The organism is Pseudomonas sp. Mn2068 (assembly GCF_049319725.1).
GTDB classification, from domain to species: Bacteria; Pseudomonadota; Gammaproteobacteria; order Pseudomonadales; family Pseudomonadaceae; genus Aquipseudomonas; species Aquipseudomonas gingeri.
This window is the reverse complement of record NZ_JBMOUG010000027.1, coordinates 1-16,750: the sequence shown is the minus strand read 5'-3', so window position 1 is coordinate 16,750 and position 16,750 is coordinate 1. Positions and strand designations below refer to the sequence as shown.

At 65.4% G+C, this 16,750-nt stretch carries 12 protein-coding genes; 5 read left to right on the top strand and 7 right to left on the bottom strand.

Features of this window, described 5'->3' with window-relative positions; genetic code table 11:
- Nucleotide 1 precedes the first annotated feature (1 nt).
- The 6 genes from ACL9RJ_RS32750 to ACL9RJ_RS32725 form a co-directional block, all read right to left on the bottom strand.
- The gene (locus ACL9RJ_RS32750) at nucleotides 2–3,169 is read right to left on the bottom strand and encodes a dermonecrotic toxin domain-containing protein (RefSeq protein WP_422766004.1); all 3,168 of its coding nucleotides are present in this window, start codon (nucleotides 3,167–3,169) and stop codon (nucleotides 2–4) included.
- Nucleotides 3,170–3,251: 82 nt separating this feature from the next.
- Nucleotides 3,252–8,069 carry a hypothetical protein gene (locus ACL9RJ_RS32745; RefSeq protein WP_422766003.1) on the bottom strand — a complete coding sequence of 1,606 codons (4,818 nt, stop codon included), beginning with the start codon at nucleotides 8,067–8,069 and terminating at the stop codon, nucleotides 3,252–3,254.
- 153 nt (nucleotides 8,070–8,222) lie between these two features.
- The gene (locus ACL9RJ_RS32740; protein ID WP_017125831.1) at nucleotides 8,223–8,714 is read right to left on the bottom strand and encodes a GNAT family N-acetyltransferase; all 492 of its coding nucleotides are present in this window, start codon (nucleotides 8,712–8,714) and stop codon (nucleotides 8,223–8,225) included.
- 98 nt (nucleotides 8,715–8,812) lie between these two features.
- The gene (gene zapE, locus ACL9RJ_RS32735; RefSeq protein WP_017125830.1) at nucleotides 8,813–9,925 is read right to left on the bottom strand and encodes a cell division protein ZapE; all 1,113 of its coding nucleotides are present in this window, start codon (nucleotides 9,923–9,925) and stop codon (nucleotides 8,813–8,815) included.
- A 49-nt stretch (nucleotides 9,926–9,974) separates the two neighbouring features.
- Nucleotides 9,975–10,322 carry a nuclear transport factor 2 family protein gene (locus ACL9RJ_RS32730; RefSeq protein WP_017125829.1) on the bottom strand — a complete coding sequence of 116 codons (348 nt, stop codon included), beginning with the start codon at nucleotides 10,320–10,322 and terminating at the stop codon, nucleotides 9,975–9,977.
- A gap of 54 nt (nucleotides 10,323–10,376) precedes the next feature.
- Nucleotides 10,377–11,096, bottom strand: a complete 720-nt coding sequence (locus ACL9RJ_RS32725) for a helix-turn-helix transcriptional regulator (protein ID WP_042935218.1) — start codon at nucleotides 11,094–11,096, stop codon at nucleotides 10,377–10,379.
- Nucleotides 11,097–11,259: 163 nt separating this feature from the next.
- On the opposite strand from ACL9RJ_RS32725, the gene ACL9RJ_RS32720 reads away from it, so the two are divergent.
- The 3 genes from ACL9RJ_RS32720 to ACL9RJ_RS32710 all read left to right on the top strand — a co-directional run bounded on the left by ACL9RJ_RS32720 (nucleotide 11,260) and on the right by ACL9RJ_RS32710 (nucleotide 13,593).
- Nucleotides 11,260–12,312 carry an aldo/keto reductase gene (locus tag ACL9RJ_RS32720; RefSeq protein WP_103032890.1) on the top strand — a complete coding sequence of 351 codons (1,053 nt, stop codon included), beginning with the start codon at nucleotides 11,260–11,262 and terminating at the stop codon, nucleotides 12,310–12,312.
- 193 nt (nucleotides 12,313–12,505) lie between these two features.
- Complete coding sequence (locus ACL9RJ_RS32715) at nucleotides 12,506–12,973, top strand: LEA type 2 family protein (RefSeq protein ID WP_017125827.1); 468 nt, start codon at nucleotides 12,506–12,508, stop codon at nucleotides 12,971–12,973.
- A gap of 74 nt (nucleotides 12,974–13,047) precedes the next feature.
- Nucleotides 13,048–13,593 (top strand): GNAT family N-acetyltransferase, encoded by a 546-nt coding sequence (locus ACL9RJ_RS32710; RefSeq protein ID WP_017125826.1) that lies wholly within the window; start codon nucleotides 13,048–13,050, stop codon nucleotides 13,591–13,593.
- Between the two features lie 13 nt (nucleotides 13,594–13,606).
- On the opposite strand, the gene ACL9RJ_RS32705 is transcribed toward ACL9RJ_RS32710, so the two are convergent.
- Complete coding sequence (locus tag ACL9RJ_RS32705) at nucleotides 13,607–14,533, bottom strand: carbon-nitrogen hydrolase family protein (protein ID WP_017125825.1); 927 nt, start codon at nucleotides 14,531–14,533, stop codon at nucleotides 13,607–13,609.
- An 84-nt stretch (nucleotides 14,534–14,617) separates the two neighbouring features.
- On the opposite strand from ACL9RJ_RS32705, the gene ACL9RJ_RS32700 reads away from it, so the two are divergent.
- Nucleotides 14,618–15,532, top strand: a complete 915-nt coding sequence (locus ACL9RJ_RS32700) for a LysR family transcriptional regulator (RefSeq protein WP_177084821.1) — start codon at nucleotides 14,618–14,620, stop codon at nucleotides 15,530–15,532.
- Between the two features lie 140 nt (nucleotides 15,533–15,672).
- Complete coding sequence (locus tag ACL9RJ_RS32695) at nucleotides 15,673–16,671, top strand: FecR family protein (RefSeq protein ID WP_177129656.1); 999 nt, start codon at nucleotides 15,673–15,675, stop codon at nucleotides 16,669–16,671.
- Nucleotides 16,672–16,750: the final 79 nt, after the last annotated feature.

The following is a 16,750-nucleotide window of genomic DNA, read 5'->3' as shown; positions in this document are numbered from 1 at the left end:
CCTACACCAGGGCGGCGGCTTGCGCCGGCCCCGGTTCGGGCAGCGCCCGCAACTCGTCGAGCGCGGCGTATTCCCTGGTGCTCCAGAGGATCTGCTTGTCGGTGATCTCGACATTGTGCTTCAGGTTGGCGACGACCTGGGCATAACGGGTAGCGGCGTTACCGGCGATCATCTCGCCAATCTCCCCGGCACTCAGGCTGCCTTCGCGCCCCACCGTCAGGGACAGGTCCAACAAGGCCCGGCAATTGCGCACGCTGTCGGCCAGGGTCGCCACCAGCACCAACGTCTGCGGCACCACCTGGCGGTTGTCATTGAGTGTCTTGACCAGGCCGATCTTGTCTTCGAGGGCGGCCTGCAAGTCCTCCAGCTTGCCCAGGTATTCGCGGCGCTTGTCGCGACGTTGGCGGTCGCTGAAGTTCTTCGCGGTCTTGCCTTCGCTCAGGGTGGCCAGACGCTTGCGCAGCGTTTCAGCCTCGCCGAACAGAACGCCGATACGCGCCGACGCCTGGGTCACTTGCCCCTGCAGCGCGGTGGCGCGGTCGCGCAGCTTGCGCTGCAGGCGTGCCTGCACGGTGTCACGGCCGCTGCCCCCGCGCAGGCGCAAGCGCAGGTCGAGGCCCCAGCGACCTTGCCCGTCACGCCGCAGAAACGGCCCTGGCGCGCCCGCGCCATCGACCACACGGGGACCGTCATCGCTCCAGGCGACCCGATACAGGGCATTGCCGATCAGGACATGCCAGCCCTTGTCCCGGGCACCTTCGAGATGCACCAGGCCCTGGTTCGGGCCGCTTGCAGAGACCGTACCGAGACCATCGAGTCTCGGTGGCGTATCGAACACCTTGACGCTGAACGTCTCCAACACCTGGCTCGCCGCCGCCGACAGGGCGCCACGGGGATTCGACCAAGAGCGGTCGAAAGGCAGTTGGGGCGATTCATCGCCGGCCAGCAGTGGCGTGATCCGCTCCAGCGCCACCTCGCCGTCGATCGCCCGCGGCTCGCGCTGAGCCAGCGACTCCGGCAAGGCTTCGCGCTCGTCCGCCATCACCTCATGCAACAGCACCGCCGCCAGGTTGCTCAGCATATCGGCCCAGGCCTGGGCCCGGGCTTCCTCGTCGTCGCCCTGCAGCCCCGGCAGATCCTGACGGACCCCGCGATAGAGAAGGACCAGCCAGCCGGCGTGGGTCAACGGGCCGCTGGCAAACATCAGCCAGGCACTGAACAACTGCCAGCCGCTGTCCTTCAACCGCTCCCAGCGTTTTTCCGCGTTGGACAACACTTGCCTGTCGGCCTGGTGGATAACCGCGTTGACGCAGGCACGGAACAGATGCTGGACATAGTCCTCGGTGATTTCCTCGCTGCCCAGGGTGGCCGGTGCCGGAGGGGTCGGCAGCGGTGCGCTGTCATCCCCCGGCAATAGCGAAACCAGATGGGGCTGCTGGAAACCGCCATGGGCATACACCGCGGTCCTGTTTGTGGGGAGCCAGGCCAGCACACTGTCCTGCAAGGCACCGGCTTGCCCGATGGCCGCCAGCAACGCCTGGCGGCTGGCATATTCGCTCAGGGGCGGGTCGAACAGCGGTCGGTAAAGCACATGCGGTCCACGGCGGGTGTCCCGGGGTTCGATCAGAAACATGGCCGCCACCGTGTCCGGGTTCGCTTCGGCGCTCGCCCGCAAGGCCAGGGGCCGGAGCACGATCGGCACACCGTCGACCTGCCGCTCGTGGGCGTCGAGCGCCAGCATCGCCGTGACCCAGCGACAGCCCTGCCCGGTGATCCCCTGTTCGCCGCGCAGCTTGAGCTCCAGTGCCGCCAGGGGCAACTGGGCCTGGACCTGGCGGGAAAAGCGCTGCTGGCGGATCACCGCATAACGGCTGTCGCCCAATAGTCGCTGACGCAGGTAGGCCGGGTAGCCGGCACCGATATCCACGGCGCTGACCAGTTCCACCAGATAGTCAGCCGTCATCCAGTCCGGTGGCGGGCTCTGGTCAGCGAGGTGGATATGCATCCTGGTTGCGCCGAAACGAAAGTCGTCGAGGTTGGCCAGCGCCAGTTCAGGCAGGCTCAACTGGACTTCCTCGAACTCCCCCAGCACGTCCGGCGGCAGCGGCTTGCGTCGGTACTTCTCAAGCCTGAGCCGGATATCCTGCATCTGGATGTCCGGCATCCGTGGGTGGCGGCGCACCATCGCCGCCCTCAGCGCCTGGCCGCTGAAGGCCGACAACGACGCGACATCGTCGAAAAGACCGTGGGACGATGACTGGCCCAGTGCCGTAACCAGCGTCGATAAATGTCCGGCATACTCGCGGCGGTCCGCGGCCGTGGCCTCCAGCAACCACAGCGGCGCCACCTCGCGCACCCGCCGTTGCAACGGCGTGAGCGGCGCGGGCGCGGGCATGGCGAACCAGTCTCCCGGATCGGTGACGCGCGCGACCCGCGCCGGCCAGGACTCGCCCACGCCGTCACCGCCATTTCGCGGCAGACGCTCCAGGGCCTGCAACTGGTTTTCCAGCAAGGCCCCGGCCAGGTTGTCGAAGACATTCAATCGCGAGGGGATCAGTTCGAGCCTGCCGGGATCCGGCAGTTGCCCGCGCAACAGCGTCCAGAGTTCATCGATGTGTTGCAAGCGCTGCACGTCGTGGCCTGGCCGGAGCAGGAAATAGGCAAAGGCCTGCGCCGGCAACTGGCGGGCGAAGACCACCGCGACCGGAGTAGTACCGAGTCGTTCGCGCCGGCCCCTGGCATACAGCAGGTAGGCGACCAGGGCATTCTTGCCCAGCAGGCTGTCACGGGTTGGCTGGTCTTCGCTGACCAGCGCCTTGGGCAGCATCTGGCTGGCCTGCAACGCCAGGCTGCTGGCCTGGTTCCCGGCACCGTACATCGACACGAACAGCAGGTTCGACAGGGCCGCGCAACGGCTCGGGACCTGCGGCGAGTGCCGGTCCCAACCCGGCACCCAGGCGTCCGACCCCGGCACCTTGCCCGCCCAGTCGGGCACCGGCTCATTCCAGAACTCGACCAGTCGTACCTTGAACATTTCGCGCCGGGCAGCATCGTCACTGTCGAGCGTCGTCCCCATCGGGCGCCTGGCGAACAGCGCGCGGGCAGTGCTGCGGTAATGCTGCAGGGAAGTCTGCAGCGAAGTCGACGGGGAGATCGGCAGGGAGGTCATGAGGCCGCAATCCTTGAAGAGGGAAAGCGGCCAGTGGACCAGCCCCTGGCCGTCCCCGGGCGGTAGCCGGATACCGCTTCGATCAGCCGGGGAAGAAGTGCCGTTGCGCCGCCGCCAGGTCGATCCGGCTGCGATGGATCTGCAACGCCAGGCTGGCGTTGCCACCCTGCCCCGTCTGGATCTTCTTGAAGGCCTTCTCCTGCTCCAGCGACTGGTACTTGCCGCCGAGCTTGCGCTGCCCGGCGGTTTTCAGGTGGGCGGCCTCGAAGGCGGCGTCCGGCGCCTTCACGCTCGCGTAGTGAAAGTGCGCATACCACAACGGCTTGCCATCCGTGTCGAGCAGTGCATATTCCTGCAGCAAGTCATCCTTGCCGAGCCTGATGCGCTCGCCTTCCTTGCGAATGCTCACCTCCCCCAGCGTCAGGAGGTAATCGATACGCGGCATCTCCGGCGGGTTGGCCTTGATCGCGGCGACCCGTGCCCGCTGCCCGGCGGCCAGCAGTCGCGGTGCCGCCTCGCGCAGCTGGCGTGCCACTGCCTGGGCATTCCTGACCCGATCCGGATTGCGCGGCGGCGTCTGTTGCACCTCCAGGAGCTTGTCGATCTCCGTGGCCAGTTGCTCCATCGCCCCGGCTTGCAGGCGCAGGATATCCTCCTGCGCCCTGGGCGCGTTGGAACGCGCGGCCTGCTTCATCACCCGCTCGGTCGCCGAGGCTTCGTCGTTGAGCAACCGGCGGGCATCGGACACGCGTTTTTCCAGGCCGACCTGGGGTCTGATCACTTCGGGCTGACCCGGCACCTGCGGGGTGACCACCGCCTCCCACAGGCCATCGGTGGTGTTTTGCCGGTAGGTCTCGATCGTCTGTCCAAAGCCAGTGCTGACCTGCACGGTCTCCTCGCCACCCGCCGAGGCCGGTGCCCGCACCTCGCCGGACAACAGTTGCCGGTGACGCGTGCGGATGACCTTTCTGCGGACCTTTTCCGTCGAAGGTCCCGCAACGGCGATGGGCGGCAGCTCCCAGTCATCACGGCCCAGCAAGCGGCGCAGATCTTCCTCGGTGTCCTGCGCAATGCCCTTGAGCGATGCCAGCACCCGCTCCGGTTTTTCCGTGGGCAGGCGACGCTCGACCAGTGCCGCCAGATGAAATTCGAGCCGTTGCTGAAATTCACCGGATTGCTCGACAACCGACTCCAGTAACTCGATGCGCTCGCCGACTGCCAGCTTGCCGTCCACCAGGGCATCGAGCGAAGAGTAATAGGACACGTACAAGCGTTGGAACTGGTCCCAGATCGCCGCGAACATCTCCTCGCCAAGATACTCGGGGGTTATCTCGCCCAGGACAAAACGGTTCTTCAACTGGGCGATCTTGCAGGCACGCACTTCCACTTCAATGGAGCCCCAGCCGATGTTGGCGATCACCTTCTGATAATTTTCCCGGCCGTCACGTATCTGCCTCAGTTGATCGAGCCAGTCCTGCTGCTGCACGGCCCACTCCACCGTTTTGTCCGTGGCCGCGGCATCACGCTCCCACTCGACCTGCACCTGATCCGTGTCCATCTGCTCTTCAAGCCGCCAGGAAATATTCGAATGGGGTTGCTCGACTCTTTCCAGCAACCAGGTCTGGTGGGAGTGGAGCAAGGTCTGCAGTTCAGACACGCCATTTTCCAGGGCATTGATCAGAAAGGGCCGCACCACCTTGGTCAACCTGGGATCGGTCATCAGCCGCCTGCTCAACTCCAGCTGTCGGCGGTACTTGCGCACATTGTCTTCCAGCAGGCGGGTCAATTCGCCAAGCAGTTCGGTACGGCGCTCGAAGGTCACGCGCCGGGCCGTCTCGCCTTCAGTCGCCAGCTTCCAGCGCTTGGCGCTGTTGCTGACTTGCGGTTCGCCGTCCTTGATCTGCTGGTTGAGGGCCACCAGCTCCGCACGCTCCTCGATGACGGTTTGCGAACCACCGGCCGGCACCCGCCTGGGCGGGCTGCCACCGCGCAGACGCATATCCAGGGACCAGCGCCCCTGCCCGTCATTGCGCACCCAGGGCCCGGCATTGCCGTGCTCGTCGACGATGCGCACGCCCTCGTCATCGGCTTCCCAGGCCACCTCGTAAAGATCGTCCTGGATCAATGCACACCATTTGCCCTTGCCGGCCTTCTCGATATGGACCAGGCCCCGGGCCGGCCCCGAGGTTGCCACACGCCCCAGTCCGGCCAGGGCCGATGCCGGCTGGTCGAACGGACGCAGGCGATAGGGGCGGACCCGCTTCATCAGCGCCTCCGGGACAGGCCAGCCAGACCTCGACCACGCACTCAGCTGGACACGGGGCAGGTCGGCCACGCGGGCGATGGTCGGCGCGGGCACCACCGCCACGGGCGGCGACGGCTCCAGCGACGGCAACCGCGGCGGCAGGGTGTCGCCTGCGCCGGAAGCGGCGCGATAGTGCAACAGCAGGGCCGCGAGATTGAACAACAGGTCCGCCGCTCCCGCCGACTGTTCCAACTGATTGTCGCTGTCCAGCGCCCGCAGGTCGTCATGACCGATCTCCAGAGTCACCAGCCAGCCGAGCACTTCCACCAGGCGTCCGACATAGGGCAGGAGCCCGGCAAACGGCAGTTGGGTGATGCTCAGCAGTACCCGCCAGGCGCCCTCCTTCCAGTCCGCCCAGCGCTGTTCGGCATTCGACACCGACTGCCGGTCGGCCTGTTCGACCTGGGCCCTGACCATGGCGGCGAAGATCGCCGGCAGGTAGTCGGCCTCGACAACACCCTCGGCCAGCGTCGCGGGGAGCGGCTTTTGCGGTGCCGGCGCGAACTCGTCACCGCCCAGGAACTGCTGGATATGCGGTGCGTCGAAGCCGCCATGGTCATAACGCCGACGCGCCGTTTCGCTCATCCAGGTCAGGACACTGCGTTGCAGATCACCGGGCTGGCGGATCGCCGCGAACAACGCCTGGCCGGTGTCGAACTGGCGCAGCGGTTGTTGCAGGAACAACGGGCGATACAGGATCACCGGACCACGGTGGATATCCCGTGGACCGATGACAAACATCGCCTGCACCTCATCAGCCTGCCAGTCGGCCCTGGCCTTGAACGCCAGGGGCCGCAGGACGATTTCCATGCCATCGACCAACCGACCGGAACCCGACGGCAGGACCATCGCCTGCACCTGGCGAAAGCCCTCGTCACTGAACCCCGCCTCCTCCCTGATTTTCAGTTCCAGGGCCTGGAGTGGCAGGCGCACCCGCCACTGCGCGACGAACAATGCCTCGCGCCGCCGCGCCTCGTCGGCGTCGCTGATCAGCCGGGCCTTGAGCAGGTCCGGATAGGCCTGGCCGATATCGGCACGGGTCACCAGGCCGCGCAGATAATCCGGGGTTATCCAGTCCGGTACGGGCTGGGCCAGGCCGCGCGCTTCGAGGCGGATGCGCATGCCGGTATGACGCATGCCGCCCAGGTTGGCCAACGCCAGTTCCACCAGCGTCATGTCGACCGCTACCGTGACCTGCGCCTGTTGCGGATCGAGGGTCTGGGTGGCGCCGTAGTCGAGCTTGTCGATAGTCAGCTTGAGCGCATTCGGGTCGATGGCGGCCGCATCGGGATGATCCTCGTGCATCAGCGCCTGCAAGCGCCGTGCGGCAAACTCGTTGAGGGTGCCGATATCCTCGAGGAAATGCCGGCCGGCGGACAGGCATTGCTCGCGCGCCAGGTCGGCGAGCAACTGGCTGTAGCTGGCGCGATCGGCCATGGAGGCAGCCAGCAGCCAGTCCGGCAGCGATGCGCTGGTCACGCCGAGGGCCGCCGGGCCGCAGCGCTCCTGCCTGAGCACCTGGAAACGCCCGGTATCCTGGCTCCTCGCGGGCACGGCGAACCACCGGGCCGGATCGGTGATGTCGTCCACCCAACGCTGGAGATGGGCCCTGCCATGCAGGTCGCCCGACGGCAATGCGCTCAGCGCCTGCAGTTGATATTCCAGCAAGCCCTTGGCCACGCTGTCGCCGATCACTGCGGCGGGTTCATCCCAGCGCCAGACCAGCGATTCCCTGATTTCCAGGTTGCGCCCGGCCGTCCGGCTGCCGATCAGCATCGCCACCAGCTCGGCGCTATCCGGCTTGCCGACACGCAGGCCGCCTTCAGCCGGATGAAAATACAGCGGATAGGGCAATGGCTGCAGTTGCTCGTCATAGCGCCGGAAGTCGATCACCGGGAACAACTCGGGGTAGCGACGGCCCTGGGCATCCACACTGAAGACCCGGGTCTCGAAGGCCCGGATATCCGGGGCCGGGCTCGCGCCGCCGGCGTCGTCAGGCGAGCAGCCCATGTAGAACGGCAGGCGACTCAGGTCGGGAAGCCCAGGCCGGCCAGGTGTCGGCCCGATCACCAGTTGGCGCCCGATAGCGGTCGCGAGCCGCGCCCACCGGCTCGGTCCGTGCCCTTCTGGCGATTGGTTCCAACGCGCGATCAGTTGCTGCCTGAGGTTCTCCAGCAGTGACCGCGCAGCCGCCTGGTCCAGGCGCTTGAGCAGGCCGTCGAGATCGATCGCCAGGGGTTTTGCCGCCGTCGTCGACGAGTCGCGCCAGAGCAGGTTGTGGGTCTCCCAGCGCAGACTCCGGGAAGCGCCCCAGACCGGAGCGCGCAGGGCGAAACGTTCGAGCATGACCTCGGCGAGGCTGTAGTGGCGATGCCCGGCCGGGGCGCCATCGATGCCCTCGACCAGGACCCAATAGGGCACCGCGAGGCGGACCCGCTCGGCCGACAGGTCGAATTCGCCATAGTGCCCGTCCAACACCTCCTGGACCAGCGGGGTGGCGACCGCAAGCAAGGTGGGAGGATCGGCGAAAAGTGCCTTGGCGACCGAAACCGGGTCCGTTGATTGACTCTCCGCAACCGGCGACTGCGTTGACATGGTTGACGTCCTCGTTCGAATGATGGGAACGAGTCGTTACCGGGCGCATCGGTTCGCCGGCCACGACTCCCGAAGGATTCAATCCTTGCGACAGGCGTCGTGTGCGGTAGCGGGATAGGCCCTCTCGCGGCAGAGGGCACTATACGGGGGGAACTAGAGGTACTTGTTCCAGAACAGCATCTGGCCGTGCTGCGGATCGAGTTGCGCGCCACTGAAACCGAACTTGCGGTAGGAACCCTGGGCCACCGCATTGCCTTCGAGCACTTCCAGGGTGATCTTGCAGCAACCGCGCTGGCGGGCGATATCCTCGACCTTCTGCAGCATCTTCTGGCTCAGCCCCAGGCCGCGAAACTTGCTCACCACCGAGACGTCATGGACGTTCACCAGCGGGCGGCAGGCAAAGGTGGAGAACCCCTCGAAGCAGTTCACCAGCCCGGCCGGCTCACCGCCGACAAACGCGAGCACGCTGAAGGCGTGAGGCCGTTTGGCCAGTTCGCCGGGCAGTTGCTGCAGCACGTCCGGCGCCAGGGTCTCGCCCCCACCCATCGGGTCTTCGGCGTAGTGATTGAGTACCAGTCCAATGGCTTCGGCATGCACCGGGTTGGTGTAGCTCGCTTGCAATACCAGTATGTCGGCAACGTCCATGTCAGTCCTCGGCGAAACCATTTAAGGGCAACTCTCTGTGGGTCGGAAAGCCGATTGTAACCTTGCCCGTGGCGGGTGACGGAAGAAAAATAAACGTTTCACCGGCCGAAGCGCTGCAACTGCATCTCGTGCAGACGACTGAGCGTACGGCGAAACGGGAAGGCCAGATAGCCTTCGGTGTAGAGCTCATCCAGTGCCACCCGGGCGCAGATATAGAGCGGCACCTTGCGGTCGTAACACTCGTCCACCAGGGCGATGAAGCGCCGTACGCTATCGTCGTGCATCGACAGTGGCGGCAGTTCGCGATCCCCGGCAACGACGCGCTGCGCCCCGTCCTCGGTGCCCCGGGCGATGCGTCCGGGGCGCTGGCGGGCACTGAGGCCGGGCACCTCGATCAGGAAAATCGCCGTGTAGCGATCACACAGCGCCATGAAATCCATGGCCGCCAGGGGCTGCTCGCACAGTTCGGCATAACGGCAGCAGAGCACGCTGGGCGAAGCCTGCACCACCGCCAGGGTTCGATGGCCCATGGCGACCGCCGCGTCGGAGAGCGGCTGCCCGGCCGTCAGGCCCTGGAAGGCTTCGAGCAGTGCGGCCGACTGTCCCGTGGGCTCGACCCAGTAACGCTGCAGCACGGTGCCCGGATGCAGGCGATGATCTTCGTCGCCATCGACATCCACCACCTCCATATGCTGCCTGATCGCGGCAATGGCCGGGACAAACCGATCGCGGTTGAAGCCGTCGGCATACAGTTGGTCCGGGGGCTGGTTGGAGGTGGCGACGATCACCACGCCTTCGTCGAACATCACCTGGAACAGCCGCCCGAGGATGATCGCATCGCCGATATCGTTGACGAACAGCTCATCGAAACACAGCACCCGGACTTCCCCGGCCAGCTCACGGGCGAGGGTCCGCAGCGGGTCGGCGATACCACTGAGCTGGAACGAGCGCTGATGGACCCAGCCCATGAAGTGGTGGAAGTGCTGGCGCCGCGACGGCACCCGCAAGGTCTGGTGGAACTGATCCATCAGCCAGGTCTTGCCGCGCCCGACCGGGCCCCAGAGATAGACACCCCGGGGCACCTGGCCCGCATGCAGCGCCACATGGCAGCGCTGCAAGGCCTGCACCGCCTGCCATTGCGCCTGGTCATGGACAAAACCGCGCTGCTCGACGGCAGCGCGGTAGGCAGTCAGGGGGGAATCGGCAGTCATGGCGTCGTGCAGGCTCGCTGGCGGGAGCCGTGGAGTATGCCAGCTTGTCCTAGAGGGAAATATCCAGCCGGGCAATCTTGCCCTGCTCGTTGAGTCGGAACACGTAGCGCAACTCCACCGGACTGCCGGGAAAGCTGCCGGAAACCAGCTGCTTGACCAGCACCTTGCCGGTGCGTTGAGCGACATCGAGGACCTCGACCCGGGGCTGGTATTTGCGCGCGGTCTCATCCATCCACTGGGCGATGGCGAGGGTGCCGACGCGATGCTGGCCCTCATCGAAGACATTCGCGTCCGCGGCGAAGAAACTCTCCACCGCCGAGGTGTCACGGGCGTTGGCGGCGGCGATGTAGGCTTCGATGGCCGGGGCCAGGGTGGTCGTTGCGGATAAGGTGTTCATGCTGCTGACAGCTCCTTGCTGGTTGGAGTGGAACCATCCTAAGACAGCCCCGCGTCAGTTCCTGTCAGGAGTGAAACGCCCGCTCTTGTCGGCCGGTTCATGGGTTTTCAGCCAGGCCCGCAACAGATCGCTGCGGCGTCCCGGATAACGTTCGCCCTGCTCGCGCGCCGCCGCGATGCGGTCGGTGCGAAAGGTCCGGTAGTCGTTGCGCAGTTCGCACCAGGCGACAATCACTCGCGCCTCGTTCATGAACCCCAGGGCCAGGGGCCAGATCAGGCGCTGGCTGGCGATCTTGTTCACGTCGGCGTAGTCGATGTGCAGCTTCAACTGCTGGCCGATGGCCTGGCGCAGGACGCTCAGCGGCACGATGTTTTCCGGAAACCCGACACACGCCGGCCCTGCCAGCACCGTCGGATTGCGCAGGGCTTCCTGGGCCGCCGGCGCCAGCACCGCGGCAATCTTGGCTAGCGCATCGGATGCCGCCTTGCTCAAGACTTCGTCACCCCGCTGATCGACGTACTGCAAACCCAGCACGATGGCTTCGGTTTCGTCGGCATTGAGCATCAGCGGTGGCAGGAACAGCCCGCTACGCAACACATAGCCGATCCCCGCCTCGCCCTGGATCGGCGCGCCGAGGGCGGTGAGCTCGGCAATATCGCGGTAGACCGTACGCTCGGAAATCTCCAGCTCGCGGGCCAGGGCCGCCGCGGTGGCCGGGCGGCTCTTGGCCCGCAGCACCTGGAGCAGGGTCAACAGACGGGAAGTACGGGACACGGTGTTCAACCTGAAAGACACGGATCCGCGCAGCCTAGCAGAGAGTCCTGTCAGGAATTGTCAGGAGGCGGCAAACCCGGAACATCCGCTTGACCAAATAGATTACACGTATAATATTAAATAAATGTCGTCCGAAATCTAATCTACCGCCAGGAGTCACCCCATGCACTACAAAGTCCTTGGCCGCCGTAGCGGCCTGCGTGTTTCGGAACTGGCGCTGGGCGCCGGCAACTTCGGTACCGGCTGGGGTCATGGCGCCGAGCGCGAAGAGGCAAAGCGGATCTTCGACGGTTACCTGGAGGCCGGCGGCAACTTCATCGACACCGCCAACGGCTATCAGGCCGGACAATCCGAGGTGATGGTCGGCGAGTTCATCGCCGCCGAACGCGATCGCCTGGTGGTGGCGACCAAATACACCATGGGCACCACCCCGAACGCGGGGATTTCCCATACCGGCAACAACCGCAAGAACATGGTCCGCGCGGTCGAGGAAAGCCTGAAGCGCCTGAACACCGAACAGATCGACCTGTTCTGGGCACATATCAGCGACGGCCTGACCCCCATGGAAGAAATCCTCCGTGGCTTCGACGACCTGGTGCGTTCGGGCAAGATCCTCTACGCCGGCCTGTCCAACTTCCCGGCCTGGCGCATCGCCCGTGCCGACCTGCTGGCCGAAGTTCGTGGCTATGCGCCGATTGTCGCGATCCAGGCCGAGTACAGCCTGGCCGAACGCAGTGCCGAGCGGGACTTGCTGCCGATGGCCGAAGCCCTGGGCCTGGGCGCAACCTTGTGGTCGCCGCTGGGTGGCGGCCTGCTGACCGGCAAATACCGGGAAAGCAGCGAAAACACCCGGGCGAGCAAGCTCGGACGCTTGATCCATGTGGAAAAGACCGCCCGTGACAGCGCCCTGATCGACACCTTGCTGGCGGTCGCCAGCGAGTCGGGCGCAACCGCCACCCACGTCGCCATTGCCTGGTTGCGCGAACAGGCGAAACGCTCGACCACCAGCCTGATCCCGATCCTCGGGCCACGCACACGGGAACAGCTCGACGGCACTCTCGGCGCCTTGCAGGTACGCCTCAGCCCCGAGCACCTGGCACGGCTGGATGAAGTCAGCAGCGTGGCGCTGGGCGTGCCCCATGCAATCATTGCCGAAGCGGTGGGCCGCTATCGTGGCAGCGAACCGTTCGACCTGCCGGTGGTTCCGGTGATCTGAGGCTCCTGATGATCGTTCCCACGTTCCAGCGTGGGAATGTCTCCCTGGACGCTCTGCGTCCGCTCTTGTGACGCGGAGCGTCACGGCCTGCGTACCCACGCAGAGCGTGGGTACGATCGGCGCGGGACGAACTCTCGCAAGTCCCCGGCGTCTATGCTTGACCGTAGTGCCTGACTTTCGAGAGACCTCCGCCATGCGCAAACTCCTGGGCCTCGGCCTGCTGTTCCTGACCCTCGGTGCCTGCGCCCTGTTCCCGGATCGCGATCCACTGAATATCAATGTGGTCGGCATCGAACCGCTGCCCAGCCAGGACATGGAGGTGCGTTTCGCCGTGACCCTGCGCCTGCAGAACCCCAATGAAAACGCCATCGACTACAACGGCGTGGCCCTCGACCTGGAGGTCAACGGCCGCCCGCTGGCCTCCGGCGTGAGCAACCAGCAGGGCTCGATCCAGCGTTTCTCCGAAGCGACCCTGACGGTGCCGATCAGCGTCTCGGCATTTTCCGTGCTGCGCCAGACCCTCGGCCTGAGCCAGGCGCAGAGGCTCGACAACCTGCCCTACGTCCTGCGCGGCAAGCTGGCCGGCGGTCTGTTCGGCACGATGCGTTTCGTCGAGCGGGGCCAGTTGAACCTGTCGGGCCCCAACGCCGGCACGTGGTGAGCGATCCCCTGTCCAACGGCCGGCAACGCCTGCTATAAAGCCGTCTTGTCATCGCGTCCAGGACGGCACGCCCCATGGAAAGATACCCCACGCTACGGACCGAACGCCTGGTCCTGCAGCCCCTGTCACTGACCGACGCAGCGGCTATCCAGCAACTCTTCGCGCACTGGGAAGTGGTGCGCTATCTCAATGCCCTGGTGCCCTGGCCCTACCCGGCCGACGGCGCCTTGAGTTATCTGCGCGACAATGCCCTGCCCGCCATCGAGCGCGGCGAGGAATGGCACTGGTCGATCCGTTTGCAGTCGGCGCCCGAACAGTTGATCGGCTCCATCAGCCTGATGACCGAAATCGACAACAACCGTGGGTTCTGGCTGGCGCCACAATGGCAGGGCCGGGGACTGATGGCCGAAGCCAGCGTCGCCGTCACCGACTACTGGTTCGAAACCCTCGGGCAGAGCGTGTTGCGCGTGCCCAAGGCCGCGCTCAACCAGGCCTCGCGACGGCTCTCCGAACGCCAGGGCATGCGCCTGGTCCGCAGCGAGGAACGCTCATTCGTCAGCGGGCGACTGCCCTGCGATATCTGGGAAATCACCCGCGAAGAATGGCGGCGCGGTCGCTGAACGCTCCAGTCGCTCAATCCTGGAGAAAACGCACGCCCGGCCTGGCCCGCTCGTCCACCTGCAATTCGAACACGTCCGGACGGGCATAGTGGCCGGTGACGTCGAAATCATAACGGGCGCGGACCAACTGTGCGGTATCGATCTCGGCCACGAGCAGGCCGGCTTCACCGACCAGCGGCCCGGCCAGCACATCGCCCATGGGACCGACGATCAGGCTACCACCGTTGATCAACGGACGCTCGGCGGGCCAGTTGGCGATGTCGCGGCCCAGGTCGGCGGGTGACGGCTGGACCTGGCAGGCACTGACCACGAAACAGCGCCCCTCGCAGGCGATATGCCGCATGGATACCTGCCACATCTCCCGCTCGTCCACCGTGGGTGCACACCAGATATCCACGCCCTTGGCATACATCGCGGTGCGCAGCAGCGGCATGTAGTTTTCCCAGCAGACCGCCGAGCCGATACGCCCGGCCTTGCCCTCCAGCACCGGCAGGGTCGAACCGTCGCCCTTGCCCCAGATCAGCCGTTCGGTGCCGGTGGGCATGAGCTTGCGGTGCCTGGCTGCCAGGCCCTGCTGCGGATCGAAAAACAGCACGGTGCAATACAGGGTGTGGCCGCTGCGCTCGATTACCCCGAGGACCAGGTTGGCCCCGGTGCGCGCCGACAAGCCGCACAAGGCCTCGGTTTCCGGTCCCGGCACATCGATCGCATTGGCGTGATAACGGGCGAACGCCTCGCGTCCTTCCGGCAGGCGATAACCGAGCTGGGTGCCGAAAGTCTCGCCTTTCGGGTAGCCACCGAGCAGGGCTTCCGGCATCACCACCAGGCTGGCACCAGCGGCAGTGATCGCGGCTTCATAGCCCAGGATCTGCTCCAGGGTTTCGCCCTTGCCTCCCGGCAGGGAACCGATTTGTAGCGCGGCGACGATGGACTTGGACATGGCTGTTCTCCGGGAATGAATGCGTGTTGCAGATTGTCGTGGCGAACCGGATCATGAATAAAGCCCACTTCATCACTGAATGATATGAACAAGACGAATATCAAGACCCTCGACCTCAACCTGCTCAAGGTCTTCGAGGCCCTGCACGACGAGTCCAGCGCCAGCCGCGCCGCCGTGCGCCTGGGTGTCACGCAATCGGCCATCAGTGCCGCCCTGCGGCGCTTGCGCGAGGTCTACGGCGATCCGCTGTTCGTCCGTACCGGACGCGGACTGGCCCCGACCCTGTGCGCCAACCAGCTCAAGCCGGTGATCAGCGAAGCCCTGAACAAATGCCGGCAAAGCCTGGCCCTGGTGGATCCGCACGCCCAGCACTACGAGGGCCGCTCGGTGATCATCGGGCTGTCGGACGACTTCGAAATCGCCTACGGCCGACGCCTGATGGAACTGATCGCCGTGCAGGCACCGCGGCTGCGCCTGATCTTTCGCCAGACCCACAGCCAGATCGTCGGCGAAGGGCTGATGCAACGCCATTTCGACCTGGCCATCACCGCCGGCGGTTTCGCCGAACGCCTGCTCAGCCGGCGAGTGCTGGGGGAAGGCGATTATGGCTGCCTGGTCGACCCGCAAAGCCTGGCAGCCGGGCAGACCCGCCTGAGTCTTGAGCAGTTCGTGGCCCGCGACCACATCCTGGTGTCGTCCGGCGGTTTTATCGGCATCACCGACGAAGCGCTGGCCGGACTCGGCCTGAGCCGTCATGTCAGCGCCTCGACCAGCCATTTCGCCGCATTGCCCCATCTGCTCCGGGGCAGCCAGGCAGTGGCAACCATTCCCGGCCACGCGGCACGGGCCATCGCCGAACTGAGCGGACTGAGCCTGCTGCCCTGCCCCATGGCGCTGCCGCACTACCCGATCGAACTGGGCTGGCGTACCAGTGCGTCGCTCGATCCGGCCGTGACCCAGGTGCAAGCAGCGATTTTGCAATGTTTTCACATCACATGAACCATCATGAAAATCCGCGAGAGGGGCTGTTTTACCGGGCCGTTTGGTGAAAAACTCGAGCCGAACTGATATGCATTTGCCATCTACTGTTCTCGGCAAGTGCCAGGGAAGGTTAGAATGTAGGAAATAGGGAAGAGTCAATGACAGAGCCGATCCTCTCCGAAGCCGAGTACGATGCGATCACTGATGCCGCCGCGCATTGGTGCATGCGGCTGCATGAGCAGGATTGCACGGCGGCCGAGCGCGCGCAGTTCGACGCCTGGCTCAAGGCTGACCCGCTGCATGCCTTCGAATACGAGGCGATGCTGGAGATCTGGGAAGTCGCCGATCACCTGCCCCGCCCGGTCGAAGCCGAGGTGATCCCGTTGCCGGTCAGGCACCGCCGTTGGCCACGTTATGGGGTCGCTGCCGCCGTCAGCCTGCTGGCGATTCCGCTGGCCGGCTATATCGGCTGGAACCTTGGCTGGGTGCCCAGCTCCTACCAGAGCTTCGAGGCCAGGGGCCAGGTCGAGCGCGTCACCCTCGCCGACGGCAGCCAGGTGGAATTGAACCTCGGCACCCAGCTGACCTACAGCAACTACAAGAATCAACGACGGGTCACGCTGAAAAAGGGCGAGGCCTTTTTCGACGTCAGCCATGACACCGAACACCCCTTCGTGGTGAAGGCCGCCAAGGGCCAGATCCGGGTCACCGGGACCCGCTTCAATGTCTGGATGTACGAAGACCAGGTCCGCGTGACCCTGCTCCAGGGCTCGGTCCTGGTCAGCAGCGACACCAGCCAACCTGGCGGCTATCGCCTCGATCCGGGCATGCAGGCGCGCTACAAGGCCGGCGACTACGAGCCGCAGATCAGCCAGACCTACGCCAACGACGCCTCCCTGGCCTGGCGCAACGGTAAGCTGATCCTCGACAACCTGAGCCTGAGCGACGCCCTGCCGCTGATCAACCGCTACCTGAGCAGCCCGGTATTGCTGGCGGACCCGGCTACCGGGGCGATCCGCATCGGTGGAATCTACAGCACCGGGGAGGTGAAAAAGCTGGTCACATCGCTGCCCAAGGTACTGCCGGTCTACCTGACCCAGAACAAGGACGGCAATCCGGTGCTCAATTCGATTCCCCGGGACAAGCCGCGGACCTGACACAGCCTTCGACCTGTGCAACCTTTAACCTTTGGGAGCGGGCTTGCCCGCGAAGCTTTTGGCGCTCTCACTGGCCTCT